Here is a 21,769-nt window from a genome sequence, read left to right on the forward strand (position 1 = left end):
AGGAGCAGACATGGCCAAGTACCGGGTGCAGAACCCCGCGACGGGGGAGATCGTCGAGACGTTCGAGTCGGCGACCGACGCCGAGATCGAGCAGACGCTCGCGGCGGCCGATGCCGCCTACCGCGAGTGGCGCGAACGCAGCGTGCAGGAGCGCGCCGCCGTGGTCAAGCGCGTCGCCGAGCTCTTCGACGAGCGACGAGACGAGCTCGCCCGGCTCATCGCCGTCGAGATGGGCAAGTCGATCGCGGAGTCGCTCGACGAGGTCGAGTTCGCCCGCTCGATCATCGAGTACTACGCGGTGTACGGCCCGAGCCTCATCACCGACCACGAGATCCCGTCGACGATCCCCGGCAAGGCGGTCATCGAGCAGCTGCCAGTGGGCACCCTGCTCGGCGTCATGCCGTGGAACTTCCCCTACTACCAGGTCGCCCGCTTCGCGGCGCCGAACCTCGTGCTCGGCAACACGATCATCCTGAAGCACGCCGACATCTGCGCGCGCTCGGCCCTGACCATCCAAGAGATCATGGAGGAGGCCGGCGTTCCGGTCGGCGGCTACCAGAACGTGTTCGCCTCGCACGACCAGATCGCGACCATGATCGCCGACCCGCGCGTGCAGGGCGTCTCGCTCACGGGCTCCGAGCGCGCCGGCGCCATCATCGGCGAGCAGGCGGGCCGCCACCTCAAGAAGGCCGTGCTCGAGCTCGGCGGCATCGACCCGATGGTCGTGCTCGACGCCGACGACGTGGCCTCCGTGGCGAAGGCGGCGTGGGACTTCCGCGTCTACAACGGCGGCCAGGTCTGCAACTCGAACAAGCGCATGATCGTCATGGACGACATCTACGACGAGTTCGTCGCCGAGCTGACGAAGCTCGCGACGGGCCTCGAGCCGGGCGACCAGCTCGACCTCGGCGAGGGCCAGTACGCCCCGCTGTCGACGCGCACCGCCGCCGAGACGGTGCACGCGCAGGTGCAGAAGGCGATCGCCGAGGGCGCGAAGCTCCAGGCGGGCGGCGTCCTCGCCGACGGCCCCGGGGCGTACTACTCCCCCGCCGTGCTCACCGACGTTCCGCGCGACTCGGAGTCGTACCGCGAGGAGATCTTCGGACCGGTAGCGACGGTCTACCGGGTGCACAGCGACGAGGAGGCCCTCGAGCTCGCCAACGACTGCGCGCTCGGCCTCGGCGGCTCGGTCTTCTCGACCGACGAGGCACGCGCGGCCCGCGTCGCCTCGCGTCTCGAGGTCGGCATGACGCACGTCAACACGATCGCGGCCGAGGCCGCCGAGCTGCCGTTCGGCGGGGTCAAGCGCTCGGGCTTCGGCCGCGAGATGGGCCCCGTCGGCATCGGCGAGTTCTCGAACAAGCGGCTCTCGTTCGTCGCGAAGTAGCCCGAACGCTCCCGAACACGAACCCGCCGGCGTCATCGCCGGCGGGTTCGTTCGCGTCAGCCGCAGAACTCCTTCGGCACACCGGGCCGCGCCTGCACGCCGATCACCACGACGGAGTCGTACTCGACGAGGAAGTTGATGTACCCGGCGGCACTGTCGCCGACCGCGTAACCCTGCGACTCCCCGGCGGGCTGGGTCGTCGGCACGAGGTCGGGGTAGGCTGCGGCGAGCTCGTCCATCGTGGAGCCGAGCTGGATGCCGGCCTCGGTCGCGGGCGAGGCCGGCACGGCGCCATCGCCGTCGGGCCGTCCAATCGCCCACACCCCTGCGATCTCGTCCGAGTCCGGCAGATGGTATGCGAGCATCGTCGCTTCGCCCTCAGCCGAGAGCTGCACGATACCGGGGCAGTATTCCGCCTGTTCGAACGCCGTGAGCCCGGCGAGCGTCTCCTCGAAGGCGGCCTCGCGTTGGATCGGTCCCATGCCGTCGAGCGTCACCGGCCAGGTCGACACATCGGCCGGGTCGACGGCGACCGGCGTGGCCGTCGGCGTCTCGACCGGCGTCGGCGCGGCCGTGGCCGCGGCCGTCGGCTCGGGCTCGGTCGCGTCGCCCGACGTCGCGCACCCGACGAGCGCGAGGGCTGCGCTCGCTGCGAGAACCGCTCCGGCCCACGATCGGAGGAAAGATACGTTGCGAGGCATGGGTCTCCTTCGTGCACGCGGCCCCCCGGCCGCGTCCGATCAACGTATCGGCCCGCTCACTTCAAGAGGAAGGAGTTCTCCGTATCGCTTGGGTAACGCCCGCCTCACGCGACCGCCGCGTCGGCCGCCCCCTGCGGTGGCCCCGCCGACTCGATGCGGAACGTCTCGCTGAATCGCGCGAGCAGCTCGGTGTCACCTGCGAACGTCTTCGACACGGATGGCTCGCCGGCCAGCAGCGCGCGCAGCCGGCCTGGCGCGAGCTCGAGTTCGAGCACGGCCTGCGGCACGGGCTCGAACGCCGACCGGCGCGGCTGCGGCAGTGCGCCCGGACCCACCGGGGCGACATCGAGCGTGCCGCCCACGACGATCGCCGACACCGAGACGACCACCGCGTCGGCGGCGCCCTCGTCGATCAGGTGCAGCACGTATTCCGTGGGCGGCATCGACGCCGCGGCATCCGGCCGGAATGCCGATCGCAGGGCGAACGCGACGGAGTCGGCGCTCACCGTCTCACCGTCGCCGGGGTCGCCGAGCACCGCCCAGCCCCAGCGTTCGAGCGCGGCGACGACGGGCGCGAGCTCGCGCCCGAGCGGCGTGAGCTCGTAGCCGCCGCGCACCATCGGCACGCGCCGGATCACCCCCGACTCGCCGAGTTCGCGAAGCCGGTCGCTCAGGATGTTCGTCGGGATGCGCGGCAGCGAGGCCTTGAGGTCGCTGTACCGCCGCGCGCCCCCGAGCAGGTCACGGACGATGAGCAGCGCCCATCGTTCGCCGACCCGCTCGAGGGCCCGTGCCACGCCGCTGTACTGGCCGTAGCCGCGAGCGGCGCGCGTCGCCATGCGGGATGCCTCAGGCCGAGGCCGAGCCGCCGGCGGCCTGCTGGGCCAGGTACGCGTCGGGGCCCTGCTCGACCGCGGCCTGCTCCATGAAGAGGAAGCCGAGGATGTTGCCGTCGGGGTCTTCGAGGTCGCGCGAGTACATGAAGCCGTAGTCCTGCGCCTCGCGAGGCTCGCTGCCGCCCGCTGCGAGCCCCTTCACGAGCACCGCGTCGACCTCGTCGCGCGAGTCGCGGGTGAACGAGATGCTCGTCTGCGCCTGGGTCTTCGGGTCGATGATCTGCTTGTCGGTGAACGTGCCGAGGTATTCGCGGGTGAGCACCATGAAGTAGATGTTCTCGTCGAGCACGACGCACGCGGCGTTCTCGTCGGTGAAGGCGGGGTTGATGCTGAAGCCGAGGGCCTCGTAGAACGCCTTCGAGCGCTCGAGGTCGGTCGTCGGCAGGTTCACGAAGATGCTGGTCGTGGTCATGATCTCCTCCATCGGGATCGTCGTCGTTTTCGTCCTTGCGAGACTCAGCTTGCTCTTAACAAGTTCACTTGTCAATAGCAAGTAAACACGATTTCGATGACGACCCTCGACTCGATCGAGTGGGCGGAGATCGTCCAGGATTGCGCGAATCCGGACGATCTCTGCCCACTCGATTCGGGATGCCGCGGGCCAGTGCCTAGCGTGAGCCGCTCCGCCGCACGAGCAGGGCGAGATGCAGGGCCGTCAGGGTCTCGCCGTCGTCGAGATCGACGTCGAGCAGATCGCCGATGAGCGCGAGCCGCTGGTAGAACACCGAGCGCGAGAGGTGCGACGCCGACGCGGCGGCCGTGCGGTTGCCGGGGTGCGCGAGCGTCGCCGCGAGCACGTCGAGCAGGTCGCCGCCGCGCGCGAGGTCGTACTCGATCAGCGGGGCGAGCATCTGCTCGCTGTGCCGCTGCAGCCGGTGGTCGTCGCGCATCGAGGTCACGAGCCGCACGAGCGGGCGGTTCTCGGCGCGGCGCAGTACCGGTCCCCGCGCACCGCGAGTGCCCGGCGCGCGCGCGAGGTCGAGCGCCTCCTGCACCGAGCCGAGCAGTTCGTCGAGCCCGGCGGCGCGCGAGCCGATCGCGAGCACGATCCGTTCGGCGGATACCTCGGAGCCGGCGACCGACCGGGCGAACCCGCGTGCCCCGTCGTCGTCGAGCACGGCTCCGGCCGGCAGCGAGAGCAGCACGATCGTGGCCGGCGTCGAGCCGCCGGGTACGACTCCCGCGAGCGCCCGCCCGCCCAGGGCGCGGGCGGCCGCGTCGACCGCGCGGTCGGTGATCGGCGAGCCCGCCGCCACGAGACCGTACAGCGTCGCATCCTCGACCGGGAAGCCGGCGGCCGCGAGCCGGCCGACCGCGGCCGGGAGCCCGGTGAACCGGCCGTCGAGCAGGGCGTCGACGAGCCGTTGCCGTCCGGTGCGCACCCACTCGTCGACCTCGGCGCCGTCGGCGAGCCGGCCGAGCGCGAGCGCGATCGCACCCTGTTCGAGCACGCCGGTGCGCCCGGCCGGGTGCTGCGGACCGGGCAGCGCGATGAGCCGGCCCCACCGGATGCCGCGCGCCTCGACCGGGACGATGAGCAGCGTGTCGTCGTCGTGCGCATGCCGCGAGCGGGACTCCCAGTTCGCGAACAGCTCGGCCTCGCCGCCGCCGGGCACATCGGCGGCGACGACCTCATGCGCGAGGTTCTCGAGCACGACCGGGGCGCCGAGCGTCTGGGCGAGCTGCTGCACGATGTAGTCGGCGGGCGAGCCGCGCAGGCTGAGCGCCGTGAACCGCTCGCGCACCTCGTCGCGCGCGCGGAGCGCCGCGGTCTGCTCCGAGATGATGCGACTGTGCACCGCCTCGGTCAGGGTGACGAACTTCACCTCGTGGTGCAGTGCGACGAGCGCGAGCCCGTGCTGCGCGGCGGCCTCGACGACGACCGCGGGCACGTACCGGTAGTGGGCGCCGAGCTCGAGCACGAGGCCCGAGAGGCCCGCATCGACGAGGCCGCGCACGAACCCCTCGAGCTCGGCCGGGTCGGTCGGCCAGCCCGAGCCCGTCGAGAGCAGCAGCTCGCCGCCGTCGAGGAGGCGTGCGACCCCGGCGCTGTCGGAGACGTGCGCCCACCGCACGAGGGCGTCGAGCGCGTCGCCGCCGACGAGCACCTCGGGCACGCCGTCGGCGAACGCCTGGAGGGCGAGGATCTCGCGCACGGTCGGCATCGCCGACCCGTCGCCCGCCGTCGGCGCGACCGCCGAGGGGTCGACCGGACGATCCGTTCGGATCGATTCATCTTCGCGACGAACTGCCACGGTTCCGCCTACTCCACCTCTGCGACACTGGGAGACAGAAGCTTAGCCGAGCATCGGGCATTCTGTCCGAACCGGGCCCGAAGAGACAGCTGGAAGGAGCTGCGATGAGCATCACGGAGACCGCCACGTCCCCGACCAACGCCCCCGAGGGCAAGGTGATCGGCCATTGGATCGACGGCGCGCTGCGCGCGTCGACGTCGGGCCGTACGGCGCCGGTGTACAACCCCGCCACGGGCGCCGTGCAGGCCGAGGTCGCCCTCGCCGACCAGGCCGAGATCGACGCCGCGATCGCCTCCGCCGTCGCCGGGTTCAAGACCTGGTCGGGCTACTCGATCGCGAAGCGCCAGTCGGTGCTGTTCTCGTTCCGTGAGCTGCTGAACGCCCGCAAGGGCGAGCTCGCCGCGATCATCACGGCCGAGCACGGCAAGGTGCTCTCCGACGCGGCCGGCGAGATCGCGCGCGGCCAGGAGGTCGTCGAGCTCGCGACCGGGTTCCCGAGCCTCATCAAGGGCGCGTTCAGCGAGAACGCCTCGACCGGCATCGACGTGTACTCGATCAAGCAGCCGCTCGGCGTCGTCGGCATCATCAGCCCGTTCAACTTCCCGGCCATGGTGCCGATGTGGTTCTTCCCGATCGCGATCGCCGCGGGCAACGCCGTCGTGCTGAAGCCCTCGGAGAAGGACCCGTCGGCCGCGCTGTGGATGGCCGAGCTGTGGAAGGAGGCCGGGCTCCCCGACGGCGTCTTCACCGTGCTGCAGGGCGACAAGGAGGCCGTCGACGGCCTGCTCACCTCGCCCGACGTGCAGTCGATCTCGTTCGTCGGCTCGACCCCGATCGCCCAGTACATCTACGAGACCGCCTCGAAGCACGGCAAGCGCGTCCAGGCACTCGGCGGCGCGAAGAACCACATGCTCGTGCTCCCCGACGCCGACCTCGACCTCGCCGCCGACATGGCGATCAACGCGGGCTACGGCGCCGCCGGCGAACGCTGCATGGCCATCTCGGTCGTGCTGGCGGTCGAGCCCGTCGCCGACGAACTCATCGAGAAGGTCAAGGAGCGCATCGCGAAGCTGCGCATCGGCAACGGCGCCGGCCAGGACGGCGTCGAGCCCGACATGGGTCCGCTCATCACGGGCGTGCACCGCGACAAGGTGTCGTCGTACGTCGACATCGCCGAGCAGGACGGCGCCGAGATCGTCGTCGACGGCCGCGGGTTCACGGTCGACGGCCACGAGGACGGCTTCTTCTTCGGCCCGACCCTGCTCGACCGCGTGCCCACCACGTCGCGCGCCTACACCGAGGAGATCTTCGGCCCGGTGCTCTCGGTCGTGCGCGTCGAGTCCTTCCAGGAGGGCGTCGACCTCATCAACTCGGGCCAGTTCGGCAACGGCACCGCGATCTTCACGAACGACGGCGGCGCCGCGCGTCGCTTCCAGAACGAGATCGAGGTCGGCATGATCGGCATCAACGTGCCGATCCCCGTACCGGTCGCCTACCACTCGTTCGGCGGCTGGAAGCAGTCGCTGTTCGGCGACTCGAAGGCCTACGGCGTGCAGGGCTTCGACTTCTTCACCCGCGAGAAGGCCATCACGAGCCGCTGGCTCGACCCGGCCACCCACGGCGGCATCAACCTGGGCTTCCCCCAGAACCACTGAGTCCCGGCGAAACCACTGAACGAGGCATCCGAAATGACCGACACCCTCATCGACGGACCGGCGTACACCGACCGCCACGGCGACGTGCACCAGCTGCCCGACGCCGCCGCCGACGCGCAGGTGCGCGCCGACGACCGCGCGCACGTGTTCCACTCGTGGAGCGCGCAGGCCCTCATCGACCCGCTGCCCATCGCGGGCGGCGCGGGCGCCACCTTCTGGGACTACCAGGGCAACGAGTACCTCGACTTCTCGTCGCAGCTCGTGAACCTCAACCTCGGCCACCAGCACCCCGACCTCGTCGAGGCCATCCAGCAGCAGGCCGGTCGTCTCGCGACGATCCAGCCCTCGATGGCGTCCGACGTGCGCGGCGAGCTCGCCCGCCGCATCGCGGAGGCCGCCCCCGGCGACCTCGACAAGGTGTTCTTCACGAACGGCGGCGCCGACGCGAACGAGTACGCCGTGCGACTCTCGCGCGCCGTCACCGGCCGTCGCAAGGTGCTCTCGATGTACCGCAGCTACCACGGCGGCACCGCCACGGCGATCTCGCTCACGGGCGACCCGCGCCGCTGGGCGAACGAGCCGAGCGACGGCAGCGTCGCGCACTTCTTCGGCCCGTACGAGTACCGCTCGTCGTGGGGCGCGACCACGCCCGAAGACGAGGCGCAGCGTGCGCTCGCCCACCTCGAGCAGGTCATCGTGCTCGAGGGCGCGACGACGATCGCCGCCATCATCATGGAGACGATCGTCGGCACCAACGGCGTGCTCGTGCCGCCGCCCGGTTACCTCGAGGGCGTGCGCGCGCTGTGCGACAAGTACGGCATCGTGTACATCGCCGACGAGGTCATGGTCGGCTTCGGCCGCGTCGGCGAGTGGTTCGCCGTGAACCACTTCGGCGTCACGCCCGACCTCATCACCTTCGCGAAGGGCGTCAACTCGGGTTACGTGCCGCTCGGCGGCGTCGTGATCTCGCAGAAGATCGCCGCGCACTTCGACACGGTCGCGTTCCAGGGCGGCCTCACGTACTCGGGCCACCCGCTCGCGTGCGCCCCGGGCGTCGCGACGTTCGAGGTGTTCGAGCGCGACGGCATCCTCGAGCGGGTGCGCGACCTCGGCGAGCGCGTCGTCGGCCCGCGCCTGCGCGAGATCGCCGCGAAGCACCCGTCGGTCGGCGAGGTGCGCGGCCTCGGCCTCTTCTGGGCGATCGAGCTCGTGAAGGATGCCGAGACCCGCGAGCCGCTCGTGCCGTTCAACGCGGGCGGGGCCGACGCGGCGCCCATGGGTGCCGTGGCCGCCGCGTGCAAGCAGGCGGGTCTGTGGCCGTTCATCCACTTCAACCGGATGCACGTCGCCCCGCCGCTCGTCATCAGCGAGGAGGAGCTCGTGCGCGGGCTCGACATCATCGACGAGGCGCTCACGGTCGCCGACGGGTACGTCACCGCGTAACCGGCATCGCCCGAACCGGATCGCCCGCATCCCCACGGATGCGGGCGATCCGTCGTTTCCGGTCCGGTGGGTTGAGGAGGGAGCGCAGCGACCGTCTCGAAACCGCGAGACGCGACGTCGAGCGGGTTGAGGAGGGAGCGCAGCGACCGTCTCGAAACCCACGCCCCTGGTTTCGAGACGCGGCCTCCTTCGTCGGTCGCTCCTCAACCCACCCCACCCGGATAGCCTGAGAGCATGCGACAGCGGGCTGACGGGGGCGGCGTGAGCCGGCGCGGGTTCCTCGCCGCGGCGATCGCGGGCACCGCGACGGTCGTGCTCGCGAGCTGCACCGGCCCGAAGCCGAGACCGACGCCCACGCCGACCGCGACGCCGTCGACCCCGGCCCCGACCGCGACCCCCGGCGGCGTACCGCTGCCCACCGCCATGCGCCGGTCGCGCTGGGCGACCGACCCGTTCGCCCGCGGTGCGTTCGGCTTCCGCGCCGTCGACACGACGCCCGAACTGCGCCAGTCGCTCGCCGAGCCCGTGGGCGACCGCATCTGGTTCGCCGGCGAGGCCTGCTCCGCCGACGCGCCCGGAACCCTGCAGGGCGCCCTGCGCTCGGGCGTCGAGGCCGCCGCATCCCTCATGTCGATCGCCGAGCCCGGCGAACGCGTCGCCGTGATCGGTGCGGGTCTCGCCGGTCTTGCGGCGTCGCGCGAGCTCGACCGGGCCGGCTTCGAGGTCATCGTCGTCGAGGCGCGCACCCGCATCGGCGGCCGCATCGAGAGCGTCGGCGACGACGCGTTCGGGCGCCCGGTCGAACTCGGCGCCCTCTTCGTCGACGACGACGACGCGCTCGCGGCGCTCCTCGACGAGGCATCCGTCTCGACCGTGCCGTTCAACCGGCGAACCGAGACCCGCACGCTCGACGGCCGCACCGTCACGGTGCCGGCGACCGGCCCCGACGCCGTCGCGGCCGCGCACGCGTGGGCGGGCGAGCAGGCCGACGACGTCTCGCTCGCGGCCGCGCTCATGGGCGCGGGGATGCTGCCGCCGACGGGCGGTGAGGTCGAGGGCGTCGACCCGGGCGAGTGGCTCACCCACACCGTGCGCACGAGCGTCGAGCCGTTCACGGGTGCCGGGTCGACCCTCGTGTCGGCGAACACCGACTTCGCCGGGCTCGCCGCGGCGCCGCGCCGACTCGTGACGGGTCGACTCGCCGATGTCACCGACCTGCTCGCCGACGGGCTCGACATCGCCGTCGGCAGCGCGGTCACGCAGCTCAACGCGACCGACCGGCGGGTGTCGCTGCGGCTCGACTCCGGTGAGTCGGTGTCGGCCGACCGCGCGATCGTCGCCGTGCCGCTCGGTGTGCTGCAGTCCGACGCATTCGCGTTCGACCCGCCGCTGCCGGCCGGGCATCTCCGCGCGCTCGGCGAGCTGCGCACGGGCGCGGTCGACCTCGTCTGGCTGCGGTTCGACGAGGCGTTCTGGCGGCCCGAGCTGCCCGACTCCGGCGAGACGACGGGCGACGCATCCGCGTCGGTGCCCGACCTCTACACCGTCGTCGGCGTCGGCACCCAGGTCTCGGCCTGGATCGACGTGGGCGCCGCGAACGGGTTCGCCGAGCCCGCCGCCGACGGGGACGACGTCGCAGGCGACGCCGACGCCCCCTTCTCGAACGGGCCGCCCGTGCTCGTCGGCATCCTCAGCGCAGCGCAGGCGCGCTTGCTCGACGACCTCGACGACCAGGCGTTCCAGGCTGCGGTGCTCGACGATCTCGTGCCCTTCGCCCCTCCGCCGCCCGCCACAGCGAGCGGTTGACGGCGACGAGCCCGGCCGTCAGGGCGACGAAGATCACGAGCACGAGGGCGCAGTAGAACGCCACCCCCACGGGGCCGCCCACCTGCGCCTCGTCGAGGAAGAAGTACGGGTACCAGCCGACGTCGGCACCGCGGAACAGCGTGTAGACGAGCCACGCCGACGGGAAGACGAGCACCCAGCCGATCGTCGACCACGGCACCGGCGGGTTCACGCCGATGATGCTGTCGGCGAGCCACGCGATCACGGCGAGCGACGGCACGACGAAGTGCAGCAGCGTGTCCGACCAGGGCACGTCGACCCGGTAGTCGCGCGTCGACGCCTGCGTGACGATGAGCGCGAACACGATGCCCGAGACGAGCACGTACACGGTCACCATGGTGCGCACGACGCCGAGCCACGGCGGGTCGTGCGTCGCGAGCAGGGCGAACGCGCCGGCCACGCCGAGCGTCACGACCGCGAGGAACGCCGACTGCACGGTGAAGTAGCTGAAGAAGTTGGCGGTCGCGAAGAACCGGAACCCGAGCACGTACTGGAAGTTGCCGATGAGTGCGACGACCTCGAGCGCCGCGATCAGGAGCCGGAAGACGCCGAGCGCGATGCGTGCCCGCCGCGCGCGGCGATCGCGGACCTCGACCGCGCGCACCACCGCCGCGTCGCTCTCGAACGGCGGGGCGGGCATGCCTCCACGCTATCCCGCGGGCGCGCTCAGTCGAGCGGCCGCAGGATCCGCTCGAGGAACTTGCGGGTGCGCTCCTCGCGCGGGTTGGCGAACAGCTCCTTCGGCGCGCCGCGCTCGACGACGACCCCGCCGTCCATGAACAGCACCTCGTCGGCGGCGTGCCGGGCGAACCCGAGCTCGTGGGTGACGACGACCATGGTCCAGCCCTCGTCGGCGAGCTCCTTGATGACCTGCAGCACCTCGCCCACGAGCTCGGGGTCGAGCGCGCTCGTCGGCTCGTCGAACAGCAGCAGCTGCGGCTTCAGTGCGAGCGCGCGCACGATGCCGACGCGCTGCTGCTGGCCGCCAGACAGCTCGAACGGGTAGGCATCGCGCTTCTCGGCGAGGCCGACGCGTTCGAGCAGGGCGGTCGCCTCGGCCACCGCCTGCGCGCGCGGCACCTTCTGCACGCGCAGCGGGCCCTCGATCACGTTCTGCAGCACGGTCATGTGGGGGAAGAGGTTGTGCTGCTGGAACACCATCGCCGACCGGTCGCGCAGCGCGTAGCGCTCGGCCTTGGTGACGGGCGCCCCGAAGTCGAGCGCGGGCCCGCCAGCGATCGACACGGTGCCGCCGTCGGGGGTCTCGAGGCCGTTGAGCGAGCGCAGCACGGTCGTCTTGCCCGAGCCGCTCGGTCCGATGAGCACGACGACCTCGCCACGACGCACCTCGAGGTCGATCGAGCGCAGCACCTCGTTGTCGCCGAACGACTTGCGGATGCCTCGTGCTTCGAGCAGCACGCGGTCGTCGGGCGCCTCGGCGGGGGCGAGCGGGTCGGTGCCCGCGGGCGGGGTCGTGCCCGCGGCATCCCGGTCAGTTGGCGACATAGCGATCGAGCCTCTTCTCGACGAGGTTCTGCGCGCTCGAGAGCACGAAGCAGAAGATCCAGTAGATGAGCGCCGCCTCGATGTAGATGAGCAGGAACTTCTGGCTGAACGCGGCGATCTCCTGGGCGACGCGGAACATCTCGGTCACGAGGATCGTCGAGGCGAGCGAGGTGTCCTTCACGAGGGAGATGAACGTGTTCGAGAGCGGCGGCACCGAGACGCGTGCGGCCTGCGGCAGGATGAGCCGACGCAGGGTCGTACCGGGTGACATCCCGATCGTGTACCCGGCCTCCCACTGGCCCTTGGGCACCGAGAGGATCGCCGCCCGGATCACCTCGGCCGCGTACCCGCCGACGTTGAGCGAGAACGCGATGATGGCGCTCGGCCATGGGTCGATCGTGAGGCCGACCGAGGGCATCCCGTAGAAGATCACGAACAGCTGCACGAGCAGCGGCGTGCCGCGGATGGCCGAGATGTAGAACCGCGCGATGCCGTTGAGCACCCGGTTCTTCGAGATGCGCATGAGCGCCATGCCGAGCGCGATCACGAGCCCGAGCGCGAACGACGCCAGCGCGAGGGGAATGGTGCCCGTCAGTCCACCCAGGAGGAGTGGCCAGAAGGAGTCGGCCACGAGTTGCCAGTCGATCATCGCTTCACCGCCTTAAGAGATGACGGCGGATGCCGCGTCACCCCATGATTCCACTCGGGAACCGGGGGCGGAACGCGACATCCGCCGGATCGGATCGGACGTTACTGCGAGACGTCCTCGCCGAAGTACTTCTCTCCGAGCTCGGCGAGCACACCCTCCTCGCGGAGCTCCGCGAGGGCGCCGTCGACGGCCTTCACGAGAGCGGTCTTGTCCTTCGTGAACGCGAGGGCGCTCTCGCTCGGGTCGGTCTCGGCCGCGACGGCGAGCTTCGCGTCGGGCGTCTGCTTGACGTAGTCGAGGTAGGTGAGCTTGTCGTTGACGGTCGCGTCGACGCGGCCCTGCTGCAGGAGGGCGACGGCCTGCGCCCAGCCCTCGACGGCCTCGACCTTCGCGCCCGCGTCGACGGCGAGCTGGTAGAAGTTGCTCGTGAGCGACTGCGCGGTCGTCTTGCCCTTCAGGTCGTCGAAGCTCGTGATCGAGGTGTCGCCCTCGTTCACGACGACGACGCTCGGCGACACCGTGTACGGGGTCGAGAACAGGTAGCTCTTCTCGCGCTCGGGGTTGATCGAGACCTGGTTGGCGATCACGTCGAACCGGCCTGCGTCGAGACCCGCGAAGATCGCGTCCCACTGGGTCTCCTGGAACTCGACCTTCAGGCCGAGCTTGTCGGCGACGGCCTCGGCCACCTCGACGTCGTAGCCGACGAGGTCGCCCGCGCCGCCCTCGTGGTAGGTGAACGGCTTGTACGTGCCCTCGGTCGCGACCGTGAGCGTGCCCGGCGTCACGAGGCCGTACTCGTCGCCCTTCGCGGAGGCGTCGGTGCCGGCGTCGTTCGACCCGCCCGACGAGCAGGCGGCGAGCGCGACGACGGCGAGGGATGCGGCGACGAGGCCGAGAAGAGTACGGGCGCGAGGGGCGCGAGCCATGTGGATGCTCCGTTCGTGGGGAGGGGTGCGGCCGCGAGTCTGCGGCGTCGATGCGGTCGAGTCCATCACGGCCCGGCCGCAGAGTGAAACGGCGTTACCCCGCGTTGCATTCCCTGCGAGTCGTCGGTCGAGTAGCGCGAAGCGCGAGCGTGCGGGTTTCGAGACGCGTCGCCGCTCCGCGTCGGCGCTCCTCAACCAGCGGAGGGAGTCGGCGCTTCTCAGCCAGCCGGAACGACGAGCACCCCGTCCTCCCGGCGCGGCACGCCGAGCGGGTTGCCGTCGGCGAGCTCGGGCGGCAGCACGGCGGCGGGGGCGTCCTGCCAGGTCGCCGGAGTCAGCCAGCGACGGATGGCCGTCGCGCCGACCGAGGTGTGCACCGACGCGGTCGTCGCCGGCCAGCCACCGCCGTGGTGCTGCCCCCACGTGATCGCGACGCCCGTCGGCCATCCGTTGAACACGAGTCGCCCGGCGACCTGTACGAGGCGGTCCGCGAGCGCCGCGACGTCCTCGTCGGGCGCGAGCTGGATCGACGCGGTCAGCGAGCCCTCGAGCACGTCGAGCGCGAGCGCGAGCTCTTCGTCGGAGCCGTACCGCACGAGCACCGTGAGCGGACCGAAGCACTCCTCGAGGTACGCCTCGTGCGCGGCGACGAACGCGGCGGCCGAGGTCGCGACGACGACGGGCGATGCGACGTCGGCGGCCCGCTCCCCCGCGAAGACGAGCTCGGCGTCGGAGCGCTCGGCGAGCGCGACCGAGCCGCGATCGAATGCGGCGGCGATGCCATCGGTCAGCAGGCGCTGCGGTGCCCCGGTGACGCCGGCGCCGTCGGCAGCACCCTCGAGCGCGGCGACGAGCGCCGCCTCGAACCCGGCACCGTCGGGCACGAACACGAGCCCGGGCTTCGTGCAGTACTGCCCGCCGTCGCGGGTGAACGAGCCGGCGAGGCCCGCGGCCACACCCGCGACCTGTGCGGGCGTCGCGACCGCGGCCCGCGTCACGACGACGGGGTTGATCGAGCCGAGCTCGCCATAGAACGGGATCGGCGCGGGCCTTGCCGACGCGAGGTCGAACAGCGCGCGCCCGCCGCGGGTCGAGCCCGTGAAGCCGACCGCGGTGACCCTCGGGTGCTCGACGAGGGCGGTGCCCTGCTCCATGCCCTCGACGAGCCGCAGCGCGTCGGCGGGGCCACTGGCCGCGGCGAGCGCGTCACGCGCGATCGACGTGATGCGCCGCGAGAGCCGCGGGTGCCCCGGGTGCGCCTTCACGACGACGGGGCAGCCCGCCGCGAGCGCCGACGCCGTGTCGCCGCCGAGCACCGAGAACGCGAACGGGAAGTTCGACGCCGCGAACACCGCGACGACGCCGAGCGGCCGCAGCATCCGCCGGAGCGACGGCCGCGGCGGGATGAGCGACGCGTCGGGCGAGTCGATCGTCGCCTCGAGGTAGGAGCCCTCGTCGACGACGTCGCCGAAGAACCGCAGCTGCGTCGCCGTGCGCGTGACCTCGCCGTTCAGGCGCGCCGCCGAGAGGTGGGTCTCCTCCCCCGCGATGGCGACGAGCTCGTCGCGGTACGCCTCGACGGCGTCGGCGATCGCGCGCAGCCATCGGCCGCGTTCGGCACGGCTCGAGCGCTCGAGCCCGGATGCCGCGGCGAGTGCGACCGCCAGCTCGACCTCGTTCGCGGGAGTCAGCTCGACGCGCTCGTCGCGGGTGAACGGCGGTTCCGTGCGGGGCGCGATGCCCGAGGCATCCGTGTTCATCTCATTCTCGTCTTTCTCATCGGTGCGGTTTCGAGACGCGTGCTGGTTTCGAGACGGCGCTGGCGCGCCTCCTCAACCCACCGCCTTCGTCGCTCGCTCCTCAACCAGCGGAAGGGGGTTTCGAGACGCGTGCTCCTTCGTCGCTCGCTCCTCAACCGGCGGGCTCGGGTCTAGAAGGCGTTGAGTCCCGTCAGGGCGCGGCCGAGGATCAGCTGGTGGATCTCGTCGGTGCCCTCGTACGTGCGCACCGACTCGAGGTTCGCCGCGTGCCGCATGACGGGGAACGCGTTCGTGATGCCGTCGCCGCCGAGGATCGTGCGCGCCTGGTGCGCGATCTCGAGCGCCTCGCGCACGCTGTTGAGCTTGCCGACCGAGATCTGGGCGGGCGTGAGCTTGCCCGCCTCCTTGAGCCGGCCGAGGTGCAGGGCGAGGAGCGTGCCCTTCTCGACCTCGAGGAACATGTCGGCGAGCTTCGCCTGCGTGAGCTGGTTGGCGCCGATCGGCTTGCCGAACACCTCGCGCGTGATGGAGCGGTCGAGTGCGACCTCGAGGCACGAGCGGGCGGCACCCATCGCACCCCAGACGATGCCGTAGCGGGCCTCGTTGAGGCAGCCGAACGGTCCCGAGAGCCCGGCAGCGCCCGGCAGGAGCGCGTCGGCGGGCAGGCGCACGCCGTCGAGGTCGATGTCGCACTGCACGCTCGCGCGCATCGAGAGCTTGCCGTCGATCGCGGTCGCCGTGAAGCCCGGCGTCGAGGTCGGCACGATGAACCCGCGGACCGCGCGAGCCCCCTCGCCGAACTCGCCCGACGGGTCCTCGACGCGGGCCCACACGACGGCGACGTCGGCGAGCGCGGCGAGGCCGATCCAGCGCTTCGCGCCGTCGATGACCCATTCGTCGCCGTCGCGGCGGGCGACCGTCGTCATCGCCGCGGGGTCGCTGCCGCCCTGCGGCTCGGTGAGTGCGAAGCAGCCTACGAGCTCGCCAGCCGCCATGCCCGGCAGCCACTGCTGCTTCTGCTCCTCCGAGCCGTACTTGTAGATGGCGCTCATCGCGAGCGACCCCTGCACCGAGACGAACGTGCGCCAGCCCGAGTCGGCCGCCTCGAGCTCGAGGCAGACGAGGCCGTACGCGACGGCGCCGGCCCCGGCGCATCCGTATCCCTTGAGGTGCATGCCGAGGAAGCCCGCCGCACCGAGCTCGGGGATGAGCTCCTTGCGGAAGTGCTTGTTCTCGAAGTCCTCCTCGATGATCGGCATGATGCGCTCCTGCGCGAAGGCACGCGCCTTCTGCTGCCACTCGCGCTCCTCGTCGGTGAGCAGCGCGTCGAAGTCGAAGACCTGGTCGATGCGGGGTGCGGTGGTCATGGTGTTCCTTTCGGTGGGTCTCAGGTCGTGGGTCGCGCGGGCGCGGGCCTACTCGGCCGCCTCGCGCCAGTCGGCGCCGGCGTGCTCGTCGAGCGCGGGCGGTGGGGTCAGATATCGGGGGGATGCCTCGCCGCGGAGCCCGATCGGGTTCGCGACCGTGCGACTGTGCCCGAGCTCGACGACCGGTTCGAGGCCGAGCCCGTCGGCGAAGGCGATCGCCTCGGCGACGTCGTTGACGAGACCGGCGGGCACGCCGGCAGCGCTGAACGCCGCGACCCAGTGCGCGGCGGGCGCCGTCGCGAGGGCTGCCTCGAGCTCGGCGTGCAGGTGGCCGCGGTGGGCGACGCGGGCCTCGTTGGTCGCATACCGCTCGTCGTCGGCGAGCGATGCGGCCGACGGGGATGCCTCGGCGAGCAGCCGCACGAGCGCGCCGAACTGCTTGTCGTTGCCGACGGCGATGACGAGGTCGCGGTCGCGCGCCGGGAAGACGGCGTACGGCGCGATCGACGGGTGGGCGTTGCCGAGTCGTCGCGGCGCCCGCCCGGTCGCAAGCGTCGAGGCGGCCTGGTTCGTGAGCGCCGAGAGCAGGCTCTGCAGCAGGTTGACCTCGACGAGCTGGCCGCGACCCGTGCGGTCGCGCTCGCGAAGGGCGAGCAGGATGCCGGAGACGGCGTTCTGCCCGCACAGCACGTCGACGAGCGCGACGCCCGCCTTCGCCGGCTCACCCTCGGGGTCGCCCGTGATCGACATGAGCCCGCCGACGGCCTGCACGAGCAGGTCGTACCCGGCGAGCGCCGCACCCTCGCCCGCGCCGAAGCCCGTGATCGAGCAGTACACGGCGCGGGGGTTGAGCTCGCGCAAGTCGTCGTACGACAGCCCGAACCTGGCCATCACTCCCGGCCGGAAGTTCTCGATGACGACGTCGGCCGACGCCGCGAGCCGGCGGGCCTCGGCGAGCCCCTCGTCGGTCGTGAGGTCGAGCGCGACCGAGCGCTTGTTGCGGTTGACGCTGCCGAAGTAGGTGGCCATGCCGCTCGCGTCGACCGGCGGTTTCCAGTGCCGGGTGTCATCACCCGCCGGAGGTTCGATCTTCACCACGTCGGCGCCGAAGTCGGCGAGCGTCATCGTCGCGTAGGGCCCGGCGAGCACACGGGAGAAGTCCGCCACGCGCAGCCCGTCGAGCACGCCTCGGGTCGTCGCCTCGGGTCGCTCGCTCATGGTCCATCCGCCTTCGCATGTGCGCGACCGGTCGGCCGCACGTTCATTCATCCTATAGTGAATCTTTTTTGCGCGCGCCGCCAGTCGACCGCCGCCCGCTCGGCTATCGTGAACCCATGGAATCGAGGGTGGGCCCGGGCGCACGCGAAGCCGTGTTCGCCCAGCTCGCCGACGCGGGCCGCGCCGAGCAGGTCGCGCAGCGCCTCACCGACGGCATCGTGCTCGGCGTGCTCGACCCCGGCGAGCGACTGCCGAGCGAGCCCGAACTCGCCAGGCGCTTCGGCGTCGCCCTCATCACGGTGCGCGAGGGACTCGGCATCCTGCGCGAGGCCGGCCTCGTCGAGACCCGCCGCGGGCGCGACGGCGGCAGCTTCGTCGTGCACGACGACGCCGAGCACCGCACGATCATCACCGCCCGCCTGCGTGCGCTGGCACAGGTCGAGCTCAGCGACATGGCCGTGTACTTCGGCGCGATCCTCGCGGGCGTCGCCGAACGCGCCGCCGAGCGAGCCTCCGACGCCGACGCCGAACGACTCACGGCCTGGCTCGACGCCGCCGACTTCTCGACCGCGGCCGCTGCGCGCACCAACCAGGGCGGCTTCTTCCTCGAACTCGCGGTGCTGAGCCAGTCGGCCCGGCTCGTGCGCGAGCAGATCCGGCTCCAGGCCGAGTTCGGGCCGCTCCTGCTGCTCGGCCTCGGCGACGACCACGAACGCCTCGAGGCCTCGGCGGTCAACCGTCGCATCGTGCGGGCGGTCGCTGCGGGCCGGCCGGGAAAGGCCCGCGAGGCGGCCGGCGCCCTCGTCGAGTCGCTCGCGACGTACCTGCTGCAGGCGAAGGCCCGCGTCGAACGGGGAGGCGGCCTCGATGAGCACTGACCACGAGCTTCCCGACGGCGCACGCGAGGCCGCCGACGCCGTCGCCCGGCTCTTCGCGAGTGCCTTCGACCTGCTCGCCGAGTGGCGCACGCCCATCGAGCAGGCGATCGCTCCCGGCATCCGCGCCGTCGCCGACCATGCGGCGCAGGCGACCGCCACGCCCGCCGCGCCGGCCGCCGCCGTCGGCGAGGTACGCCCGGCCGAGCTCGACCAGGTCGTCGCCGGGCTCGTGCTGCCGCGCCTGACCGAGCCCGACGCATTGCTCGTCGGCGCCGGATTCATCGCCGACGGCGAGATCGTGCGCGGCCGCGACGTGCACTTCGCCTGGTGGCTCGGCCCGCTCGACGACAACCCCGTGCTCGGCTCGACCGACGTGCCCACCCGACTCGACCTGTCGACGCGGGGCTACACCGAGTACCTGCGCGACTTCCGCGCCCTCGAGTGGTACCGCATCCCCGCGACGACGCGGCACGCGCACGTGACCGGACCGTACGTCGACCACCTCTGCACGTGCGACTACATCCTCACGCTCACGATGCCCGTGCACGCACCCGACGGCGAGCGCATGGTCGGGGTGGTCGGCGCCGACATCTCGGTGCGCCGGCTCGAGCAGGAGCTCCTCCCCCGCTTCCTCGCGGTCGACGCCCCGCTCGCGCTCGTGAACGCCGACGGTCGCGTGGTGCTGTCGACCGACCCCGCGCTGCAGGTCGGGCAGCTCGCGGATGCCCCGGCGACGACGCTCGACTGCCCGGGAACGCCGTTCCGGGTCCTCGTCGGCGACCGACCCTGAGCATCCCCTGCAACCGGGTCGAGAAGAATCATTCGTTGTTATATCTTTGACGCGAGCGTCTGCATCGCGGCACGCGCCCACCCCCTTCGAGCGGCTCAGGCCCTTCGACAGGCTCAGGGAGCGGAGTTCCGCGGTGCACCCGAGAAGGAGAATCCAAATGCCCTATGCCGTGACCAACCCCGCAACCGGCGAGGTCGTCAAGAGCTTCGACACCATCACCGACGACGGCCTGCAGGCCGCCATCACCGCGGCGACCGAGGCGCACCGCGGCTGGTCGCGCAACTCGACCGTCGCCGAGCGCGCCGCCCTCATCCGCCGCGTCGCCGAGCTGCACAACGAGCGTGCGCAGGAGCTCGGCGAGATCATCGTCCGCGAGATGGGCAAGCCCATCGAGCAGGCCGTCGGCGAGGTCGAGTTCGCCGCCGCGATCTACGAGTACTACGCCGACAACGCCGAGTCGCTGCTCGCCGACGAGAAGATCGACCTGCTCGCGGGCGAGGGCTCGGCCCTCATCCGTCGCTCGTCGCTCGGCGTGCTGCTCGGCATCATGCCGTGGAACTTCCCGTACTACCAGGTCGCCCGCTTCGCCGGCCCCAACCTCATCATCGGCAACACCATCCTGCTGAAGCACGCCGAGCAGTGCCCCGAGTCGGCCGCCGCGATGGAGCAGATCTTCCGCGACGCCGGCTTCCCCGAGGGCGCCTACGTCAACATCTACGCCTCGCACGCGCAGATCGAGACCGTCATCGCCGACCCGCGCGTGCAGGGCGTCTCGCTCACGGGCTCCGAGCGCGCCGGTGCGATCGTCGCCGAGATCGCGGGCCGCCACCTCAAGAAGGTCGTGCTCGAGCTCGGCGGTTCCGACCCCTTCATCCTGCTCTCGACCGACGACCTCGACGCGACCGTCGACCAGGCGGTCTTCGCCCGCGTCGACAACAACGGCCAGGCCTGCAACGCGGCCAAGCGCTTCATCGTCGTGGAAGACCTGTACGAGCCCTTCCTCGAGAAGTTCACCGCGAAGATGAACGCGGTCGAGGAGGGCGACCCCGCCAAGGAGGGCACCGCGCTCGGCCCGCTCTCGTCGGCGAAGGCCGCCGAGGGGCTCGCCGAGCAGGTCTCGCGCGCCGTCGCGCAGGGTGCGACCCTGCACTCGGGCGGCACGAAGAACGGCAACTACTACTCGGCGACGATCCTCACCGACGTGCAGCCCGGTTCCGACGCCTTCCACGAGGAGTTCTTCGGCCCCGTCGCGCAGGTCTTCAAGGTCGCCGACGAGGACGCGGCCGTCGAGCTTGCGAACAACACCCCGTTCGGCCTCGGCTCGTACGTCTTCACGACCGACGACGAGCAGGCGCTCCGCGTCGCCGACAAGATCGACGCCGGCATGGTGTTCGTGAACGTCGTCGGCGCCGATGGCGCCGAGCTGCCCTTCGGCGGCGTCAAGCGCTCGGGTTCGGGCCGTGAGCTCGGTCGCTTCGGAGCCGACGAGTTCGTGAACAAGAAGATGATCCGCATCGGCTGATCATGCATTTCGCGTGAAATCGGATGCCCCGGGGCCTCGTGCCCCGGGGCATCCGGTGTTTCCGCCTCCCGCGTGGCTAAGATGCCGAACGGCGGTCGCCTTTCGCGCCGCCGCGACGCCGATCCGACCTTGGGGGCACTGTGATCATCGACGGCCTGTTCAACTTCCGCGACACGGGCGGCATGCCGCTCGAGGGCGGGGGCACGACCCGCAGCGGCGTGCTGTTCCGCTCCGACGCGCTCTCGGGGCTGAGCCCGCAGGGGCTCGAGGAACTCGCGGAGACCGCAGTGGGAGTGATCGTCGACTTCCGCACGCCGGCCGAACGCGAGTCGGCTCCCGACCGCGTGCCCGACTCGCGGCCGTTCGACGTCGTCGACCTCTCGATCCTCGAGGGGGCCGTCGCCGACTCGATGCAGCAGCTCATGAAGGGTGGCGCACCGTCGGCGGCCGAGCTGTCGGCGGCGATGCCGACCCTCGGCGGGCTCTACGTCGGCATGCTGCAGCACGGCGCCGCCTCGTTCGCACAGGTCGCACGCCTCATCGCCGCATCGAACGACGAGGCCCCGACCGCGGTGCTCGTGCACTGCACGGCGGGCAAGGACCGCACGGGCGTCGCGACGGCGCTCATGCTCGACGCCGTCGGTGCCGAGCGCGCCGCCGTCGTCGCCGACTACGCGTCGTCGCAGGACAACCTCGCGGGCCCGTGGGCCGACGGCATGCTGCGCATGGTCGCGTCGTTCGGCATCCCGGTGACGCCCGAGCTCGAGGCGATCGTCACCGGCACGCCGCCCGAGGCGATCGAAGAGGCGCTCGACTGGGTCGACCGCGAGCACGGCGGGGCGGCGGGTTATCTCACCGCCGCGGGTCTCACCGACGCCGAACTGGACGCACTGCGCGCCCGCCTCGCCGGCCGGGCGGCCGCGGCCGCCTGACCTGCGTCGGAACGACCGGATGCCCCGGGGTCGCGTGAC

The 21,769-nt window shown here is 71.6% G+C and carries 19 protein-coding genes; 8 read left to right on the forward strand and 11 right to left on the reverse strand.

Annotation, left to right across the window (positions count from 1 at the left end; translation table 11 throughout):
- Window positions 1–10: 10 nt before the first annotated feature.
- Window positions 11–1,387 (forward strand): NAD-dependent succinate-semialdehyde dehydrogenase, encoded by a 1,377-nt coding sequence (locus MUN74_RS05640; protein ID WP_244855451.1) that lies wholly within the window; start codon window positions 11–13, stop codon window positions 1,385–1,387.
- 56 nt (window positions 1,388–1,443) lie between these two features.
- On the opposite strand, the gene MUN74_RS05645 is transcribed toward MUN74_RS05640, so the two are convergent.
- From MUN74_RS05645 to MUN74_RS05660, 4 genes are all read right to left on the reverse strand, one after another.
- The gene (locus tag MUN74_RS05645) at window positions 1,444–2,088 is read right to left on the reverse strand and encodes a hypothetical protein (RefSeq protein ID WP_244855452.1); all 645 of its coding nucleotides are present in this window, start codon (window positions 2,086–2,088) and stop codon (window positions 1,444–1,446) included.
- Between the two features lie 104 nt (window positions 2,089–2,192).
- Window positions 2,193–2,927: a winged helix-turn-helix transcriptional regulator gene (locus MUN74_RS05650; protein ID WP_244855453.1), complete on the reverse strand. Its 735-nt coding sequence runs from the start codon at window positions 2,925–2,927 to the stop codon at window positions 2,193–2,195.
- Window positions 2,928–2,937: 10 nt separating this feature from the next.
- Window positions 2,938–3,396, reverse strand: coding sequence for a VOC family protein (locus tag MUN74_RS05655; RefSeq protein ID WP_244855454.1), 459 nt, complete (start codon window positions 3,394–3,396; stop codon window positions 2,938–2,940).
- Between the two features lie 196 nt (window positions 3,397–3,592).
- A complete protein-coding gene (locus MUN74_RS05660; RefSeq protein ID WP_244855455.1) occupies window positions 3,593–5,149 on the reverse strand; it encodes a PucR family transcriptional regulator in 1,557 nt (518 codons plus the stop codon).
- 194 nt (window positions 5,150–5,343) lie between these two features.
- Between MUN74_RS05660 and MUN74_RS05665 the strand changes: the two genes are divergently transcribed.
- From MUN74_RS05665 to MUN74_RS05675, 3 genes are all read left to right on the forward strand, one after another.
- The gene (locus MUN74_RS05665; protein WP_244855456.1) at window positions 5,344–6,894 is read left to right on the forward strand and encodes a CoA-acylating methylmalonate-semialdehyde dehydrogenase; all 1,551 of its coding nucleotides are present in this window, start codon (window positions 5,344–5,346) and stop codon (window positions 6,892–6,894) included.
- Window positions 6,895–6,927: 33 nt separating this feature from the next.
- Window positions 6,928–8,337 (forward strand): aspartate aminotransferase family protein, encoded by a 1,410-nt coding sequence (locus MUN74_RS05670; RefSeq protein WP_244855457.1) that lies wholly within the window; start codon window positions 6,928–6,930, stop codon window positions 8,335–8,337.
- 234 nt (window positions 8,338–8,571) lie between these two features.
- Window positions 8,572–10,143, forward strand: coding sequence for a flavin monoamine oxidase family protein (locus tag MUN74_RS05675; protein ID WP_244855458.1), 1,572 nt, complete (start codon window positions 8,572–8,574; stop codon window positions 10,141–10,143).
- On the opposite strand, the gene MUN74_RS05680 is transcribed toward MUN74_RS05675, so the two are convergent.
- The 7 genes from MUN74_RS05680 to MUN74_RS05710 form a co-directional block, all read right to left on the reverse strand.
- Complete coding sequence (locus MUN74_RS05680; protein WP_244855459.1) at window positions 10,028–10,822, reverse strand: Pr6Pr family membrane protein; 795 nt, start codon at window positions 10,820–10,822, stop codon at window positions 10,028–10,030. The two genes, MUN74_RS05675 and MUN74_RS05680, sit on opposite strands and share 116 nt — an antisense overlap.
- A gap of 26 nt (window positions 10,823–10,848) precedes the next feature.
- Window positions 10,849–11,688 (reverse strand): amino acid ABC transporter ATP-binding protein, encoded by an 840-nt coding sequence (locus tag MUN74_RS05685; RefSeq protein WP_305038266.1) that lies wholly within the window; start codon window positions 11,686–11,688, stop codon window positions 10,849–10,851.
- The gene (locus tag MUN74_RS05690) at window positions 11,675–12,334 is read right to left on the reverse strand and encodes an amino acid ABC transporter permease (protein WP_305038271.1); all 660 of its coding nucleotides are present in this window, start codon (window positions 12,332–12,334) and stop codon (window positions 11,675–11,677) included. The genes MUN74_RS05685 and MUN74_RS05690 overlap by 14 nt, the downstream gene beginning before the upstream one ends.
- A gap of 104 nt (window positions 12,335–12,438) precedes the next feature.
- Window positions 12,439–13,263 carry an amino acid ABC transporter substrate-binding protein gene (locus MUN74_RS05695; RefSeq protein WP_244855461.1) on the reverse strand — a complete coding sequence of 275 codons (825 nt, stop codon included), beginning with the start codon at window positions 13,261–13,263 and terminating at the stop codon, window positions 12,439–12,441.
- Between the two features lie 218 nt (window positions 13,264–13,481).
- Window positions 13,482–15,023 (reverse strand): aldehyde dehydrogenase (NADP(+)), encoded by a 1,542-nt coding sequence (locus MUN74_RS05700; protein ID WP_244855462.1) that lies wholly within the window; start codon window positions 15,021–15,023, stop codon window positions 13,482–13,484.
- A gap of 170 nt (window positions 15,024–15,193) precedes the next feature.
- On the reverse strand, window positions 15,194–16,390 hold the full coding sequence (locus tag MUN74_RS05705) for an acyl-CoA dehydrogenase family protein (RefSeq protein WP_244855463.1): 1,197 nt from the start codon (window positions 16,388–16,390) through the stop codon (window positions 15,194–15,196).
- A gap of 48 nt (window positions 16,391–16,438) precedes the next feature.
- Complete coding sequence (locus MUN74_RS05710) at window positions 16,439–17,608, reverse strand: CaiB/BaiF CoA transferase family protein (RefSeq protein WP_244855464.1); 1,170 nt, start codon at window positions 17,606–17,608, stop codon at window positions 16,439–16,441.
- Window positions 17,609–17,724: 116 nt separating this feature from the next.
- Between MUN74_RS05710 and MUN74_RS05715 the strand changes: the two genes are divergently transcribed.
- From MUN74_RS05715 to MUN74_RS05730, 4 genes are all read left to right on the forward strand, one after another.
- Complete coding sequence (locus MUN74_RS05715) at window positions 17,725–18,486, forward strand: FadR/GntR family transcriptional regulator (protein WP_244855465.1); 762 nt, start codon at window positions 17,725–17,727, stop codon at window positions 18,484–18,486.
- Complete coding sequence (locus tag MUN74_RS05720; protein WP_244855466.1) at window positions 18,476–19,276, forward strand: PDC sensor domain-containing protein; 801 nt, start codon at window positions 18,476–18,478, stop codon at window positions 19,274–19,276. The genes MUN74_RS05715 and MUN74_RS05720 overlap by 11 nt, the downstream gene beginning before the upstream one ends.
- Window positions 19,277–19,433: 157 nt before the next feature.
- A complete protein-coding gene (locus MUN74_RS05725) occupies window positions 19,434–20,798 on the forward strand; it encodes an NAD-dependent succinate-semialdehyde dehydrogenase (protein WP_244855467.1) in 1,365 nt (454 codons plus the stop codon).
- A 140-nt stretch (window positions 20,799–20,938) separates the two neighbouring features.
- Window positions 20,939–21,730 carry a tyrosine-protein phosphatase gene (locus MUN74_RS05730; protein ID WP_244855468.1) on the forward strand — a complete coding sequence of 264 codons (792 nt, stop codon included), beginning with the start codon at window positions 20,939–20,941 and terminating at the stop codon, window positions 21,728–21,730.
- Window positions 21,731–21,769 lie beyond the last annotated feature (39 nt).

Origin of the sequence: Agromyces sp. H17E-10 (assembly GCF_022919715.1) — a bacterium.
Lineage (GTDB): Bacteria > Actinomycetota > Actinomycetes > Actinomycetales > Microbacteriaceae > Agromyces.

Bases quoted from the DNA above. Each gene is read 5' to 3' on its own strand.
- MUN74_RS05640 (WP_244855451.1), top strand. From the start codon at position 11: ATGGCCAAGTACCGGGTGCAGAACCCCGCGACGGGGGAGATCGTCGAG.
- MUN74_RS05645 (WP_244855452.1), bottom strand. From the start codon at position 2,088: ATGCCTCGCAACGTATCTTTCCTCCGATCGTGGGCCGGAGCGGTTCTC.
- MUN74_RS05650 (WP_244855453.1), bottom strand. From the start codon at position 2,927: ATGGCGACGCGCGCCGCTCGCGGCTACGGCCAGTACAGCGGCGTGGCA.
- MUN74_RS05655 (WP_244855454.1), bottom strand. From the start codon at position 3,396: ATGACCACGACCAGCATCTTCGTGAACCTGCCGACGACCGACCTCGAG.
- MUN74_RS05660 (WP_244855455.1), bottom strand. From the start codon at position 5,149: ATGCCGACCGTGCGCGAGATCCTCGCCCTCCAGGCGTTCGCCGACGGC.
- MUN74_RS05665 (WP_244855456.1), top strand. From the start codon at position 5,344: ATGAGCATCACGGAGACCGCCACGTCCCCGACCAACGCCCCCGAGGGC.
- MUN74_RS05670 (WP_244855457.1), top strand. From the start codon at position 6,928: ATGACCGACACCCTCATCGACGGACCGGCGTACACCGACCGCCACGGC.
- MUN74_RS05675 (WP_244855458.1), top strand. From the start codon at position 8,572: ATGCGACAGCGGGCTGACGGGGGCGGCGTGAGCCGGCGCGGGTTCCTC.
- MUN74_RS05680 (WP_244855459.1), bottom strand. From the start codon at position 10,822: ATGCCCGCCCCGCCGTTCGAGAGCGACGCGGCGGTGGTGCGCGCGGTC.
- MUN74_RS05685 (WP_305038266.1), bottom strand. From the start codon at position 11,688: ATGTCGCCAACTGACCGGGATGCCGCGGGCACGACCCCGCCCGCGGGC.
- MUN74_RS05695 (WP_244855461.1), bottom strand. From the start codon at position 13,263: ATGGCTCGCGCCCCTCGCGCCCGTACTCTTCTCGGCCTCGTCGCCGCA.
- MUN74_RS05700 (WP_244855462.1), bottom strand. From the start codon at position 15,023: ATGAACACGGATGCCTCGGGCATCGCGCCCCGCACGGAACCGCCGTTC.
- MUN74_RS05705 (WP_244855463.1), bottom strand. From the start codon at position 16,390: ATGACCACCGCACCCCGCATCGACCAGGTCTTCGACTTCGACGCGCTG.
- MUN74_RS05710 (WP_244855464.1), bottom strand. From the start codon at position 17,608: ATGAGCGAGCGACCCGAGGCGACGACCCGAGGCGTGCTCGACGGGCTG.
- MUN74_RS05715 (WP_244855465.1), top strand. From the start codon at position 17,725: ATGGAATCGAGGGTGGGCCCGGGCGCACGCGAAGCCGTGTTCGCCCAG.
- MUN74_RS05720 (WP_244855466.1), top strand. From the start codon at position 18,476: ATGAGCACTGACCACGAGCTTCCCGACGGCGCACGCGAGGCCGCCGAC.
- MUN74_RS05725 (WP_244855467.1), top strand. From the start codon at position 19,434: ATGCCCTATGCCGTGACCAACCCCGCAACCGGCGAGGTCGTCAAGAGC.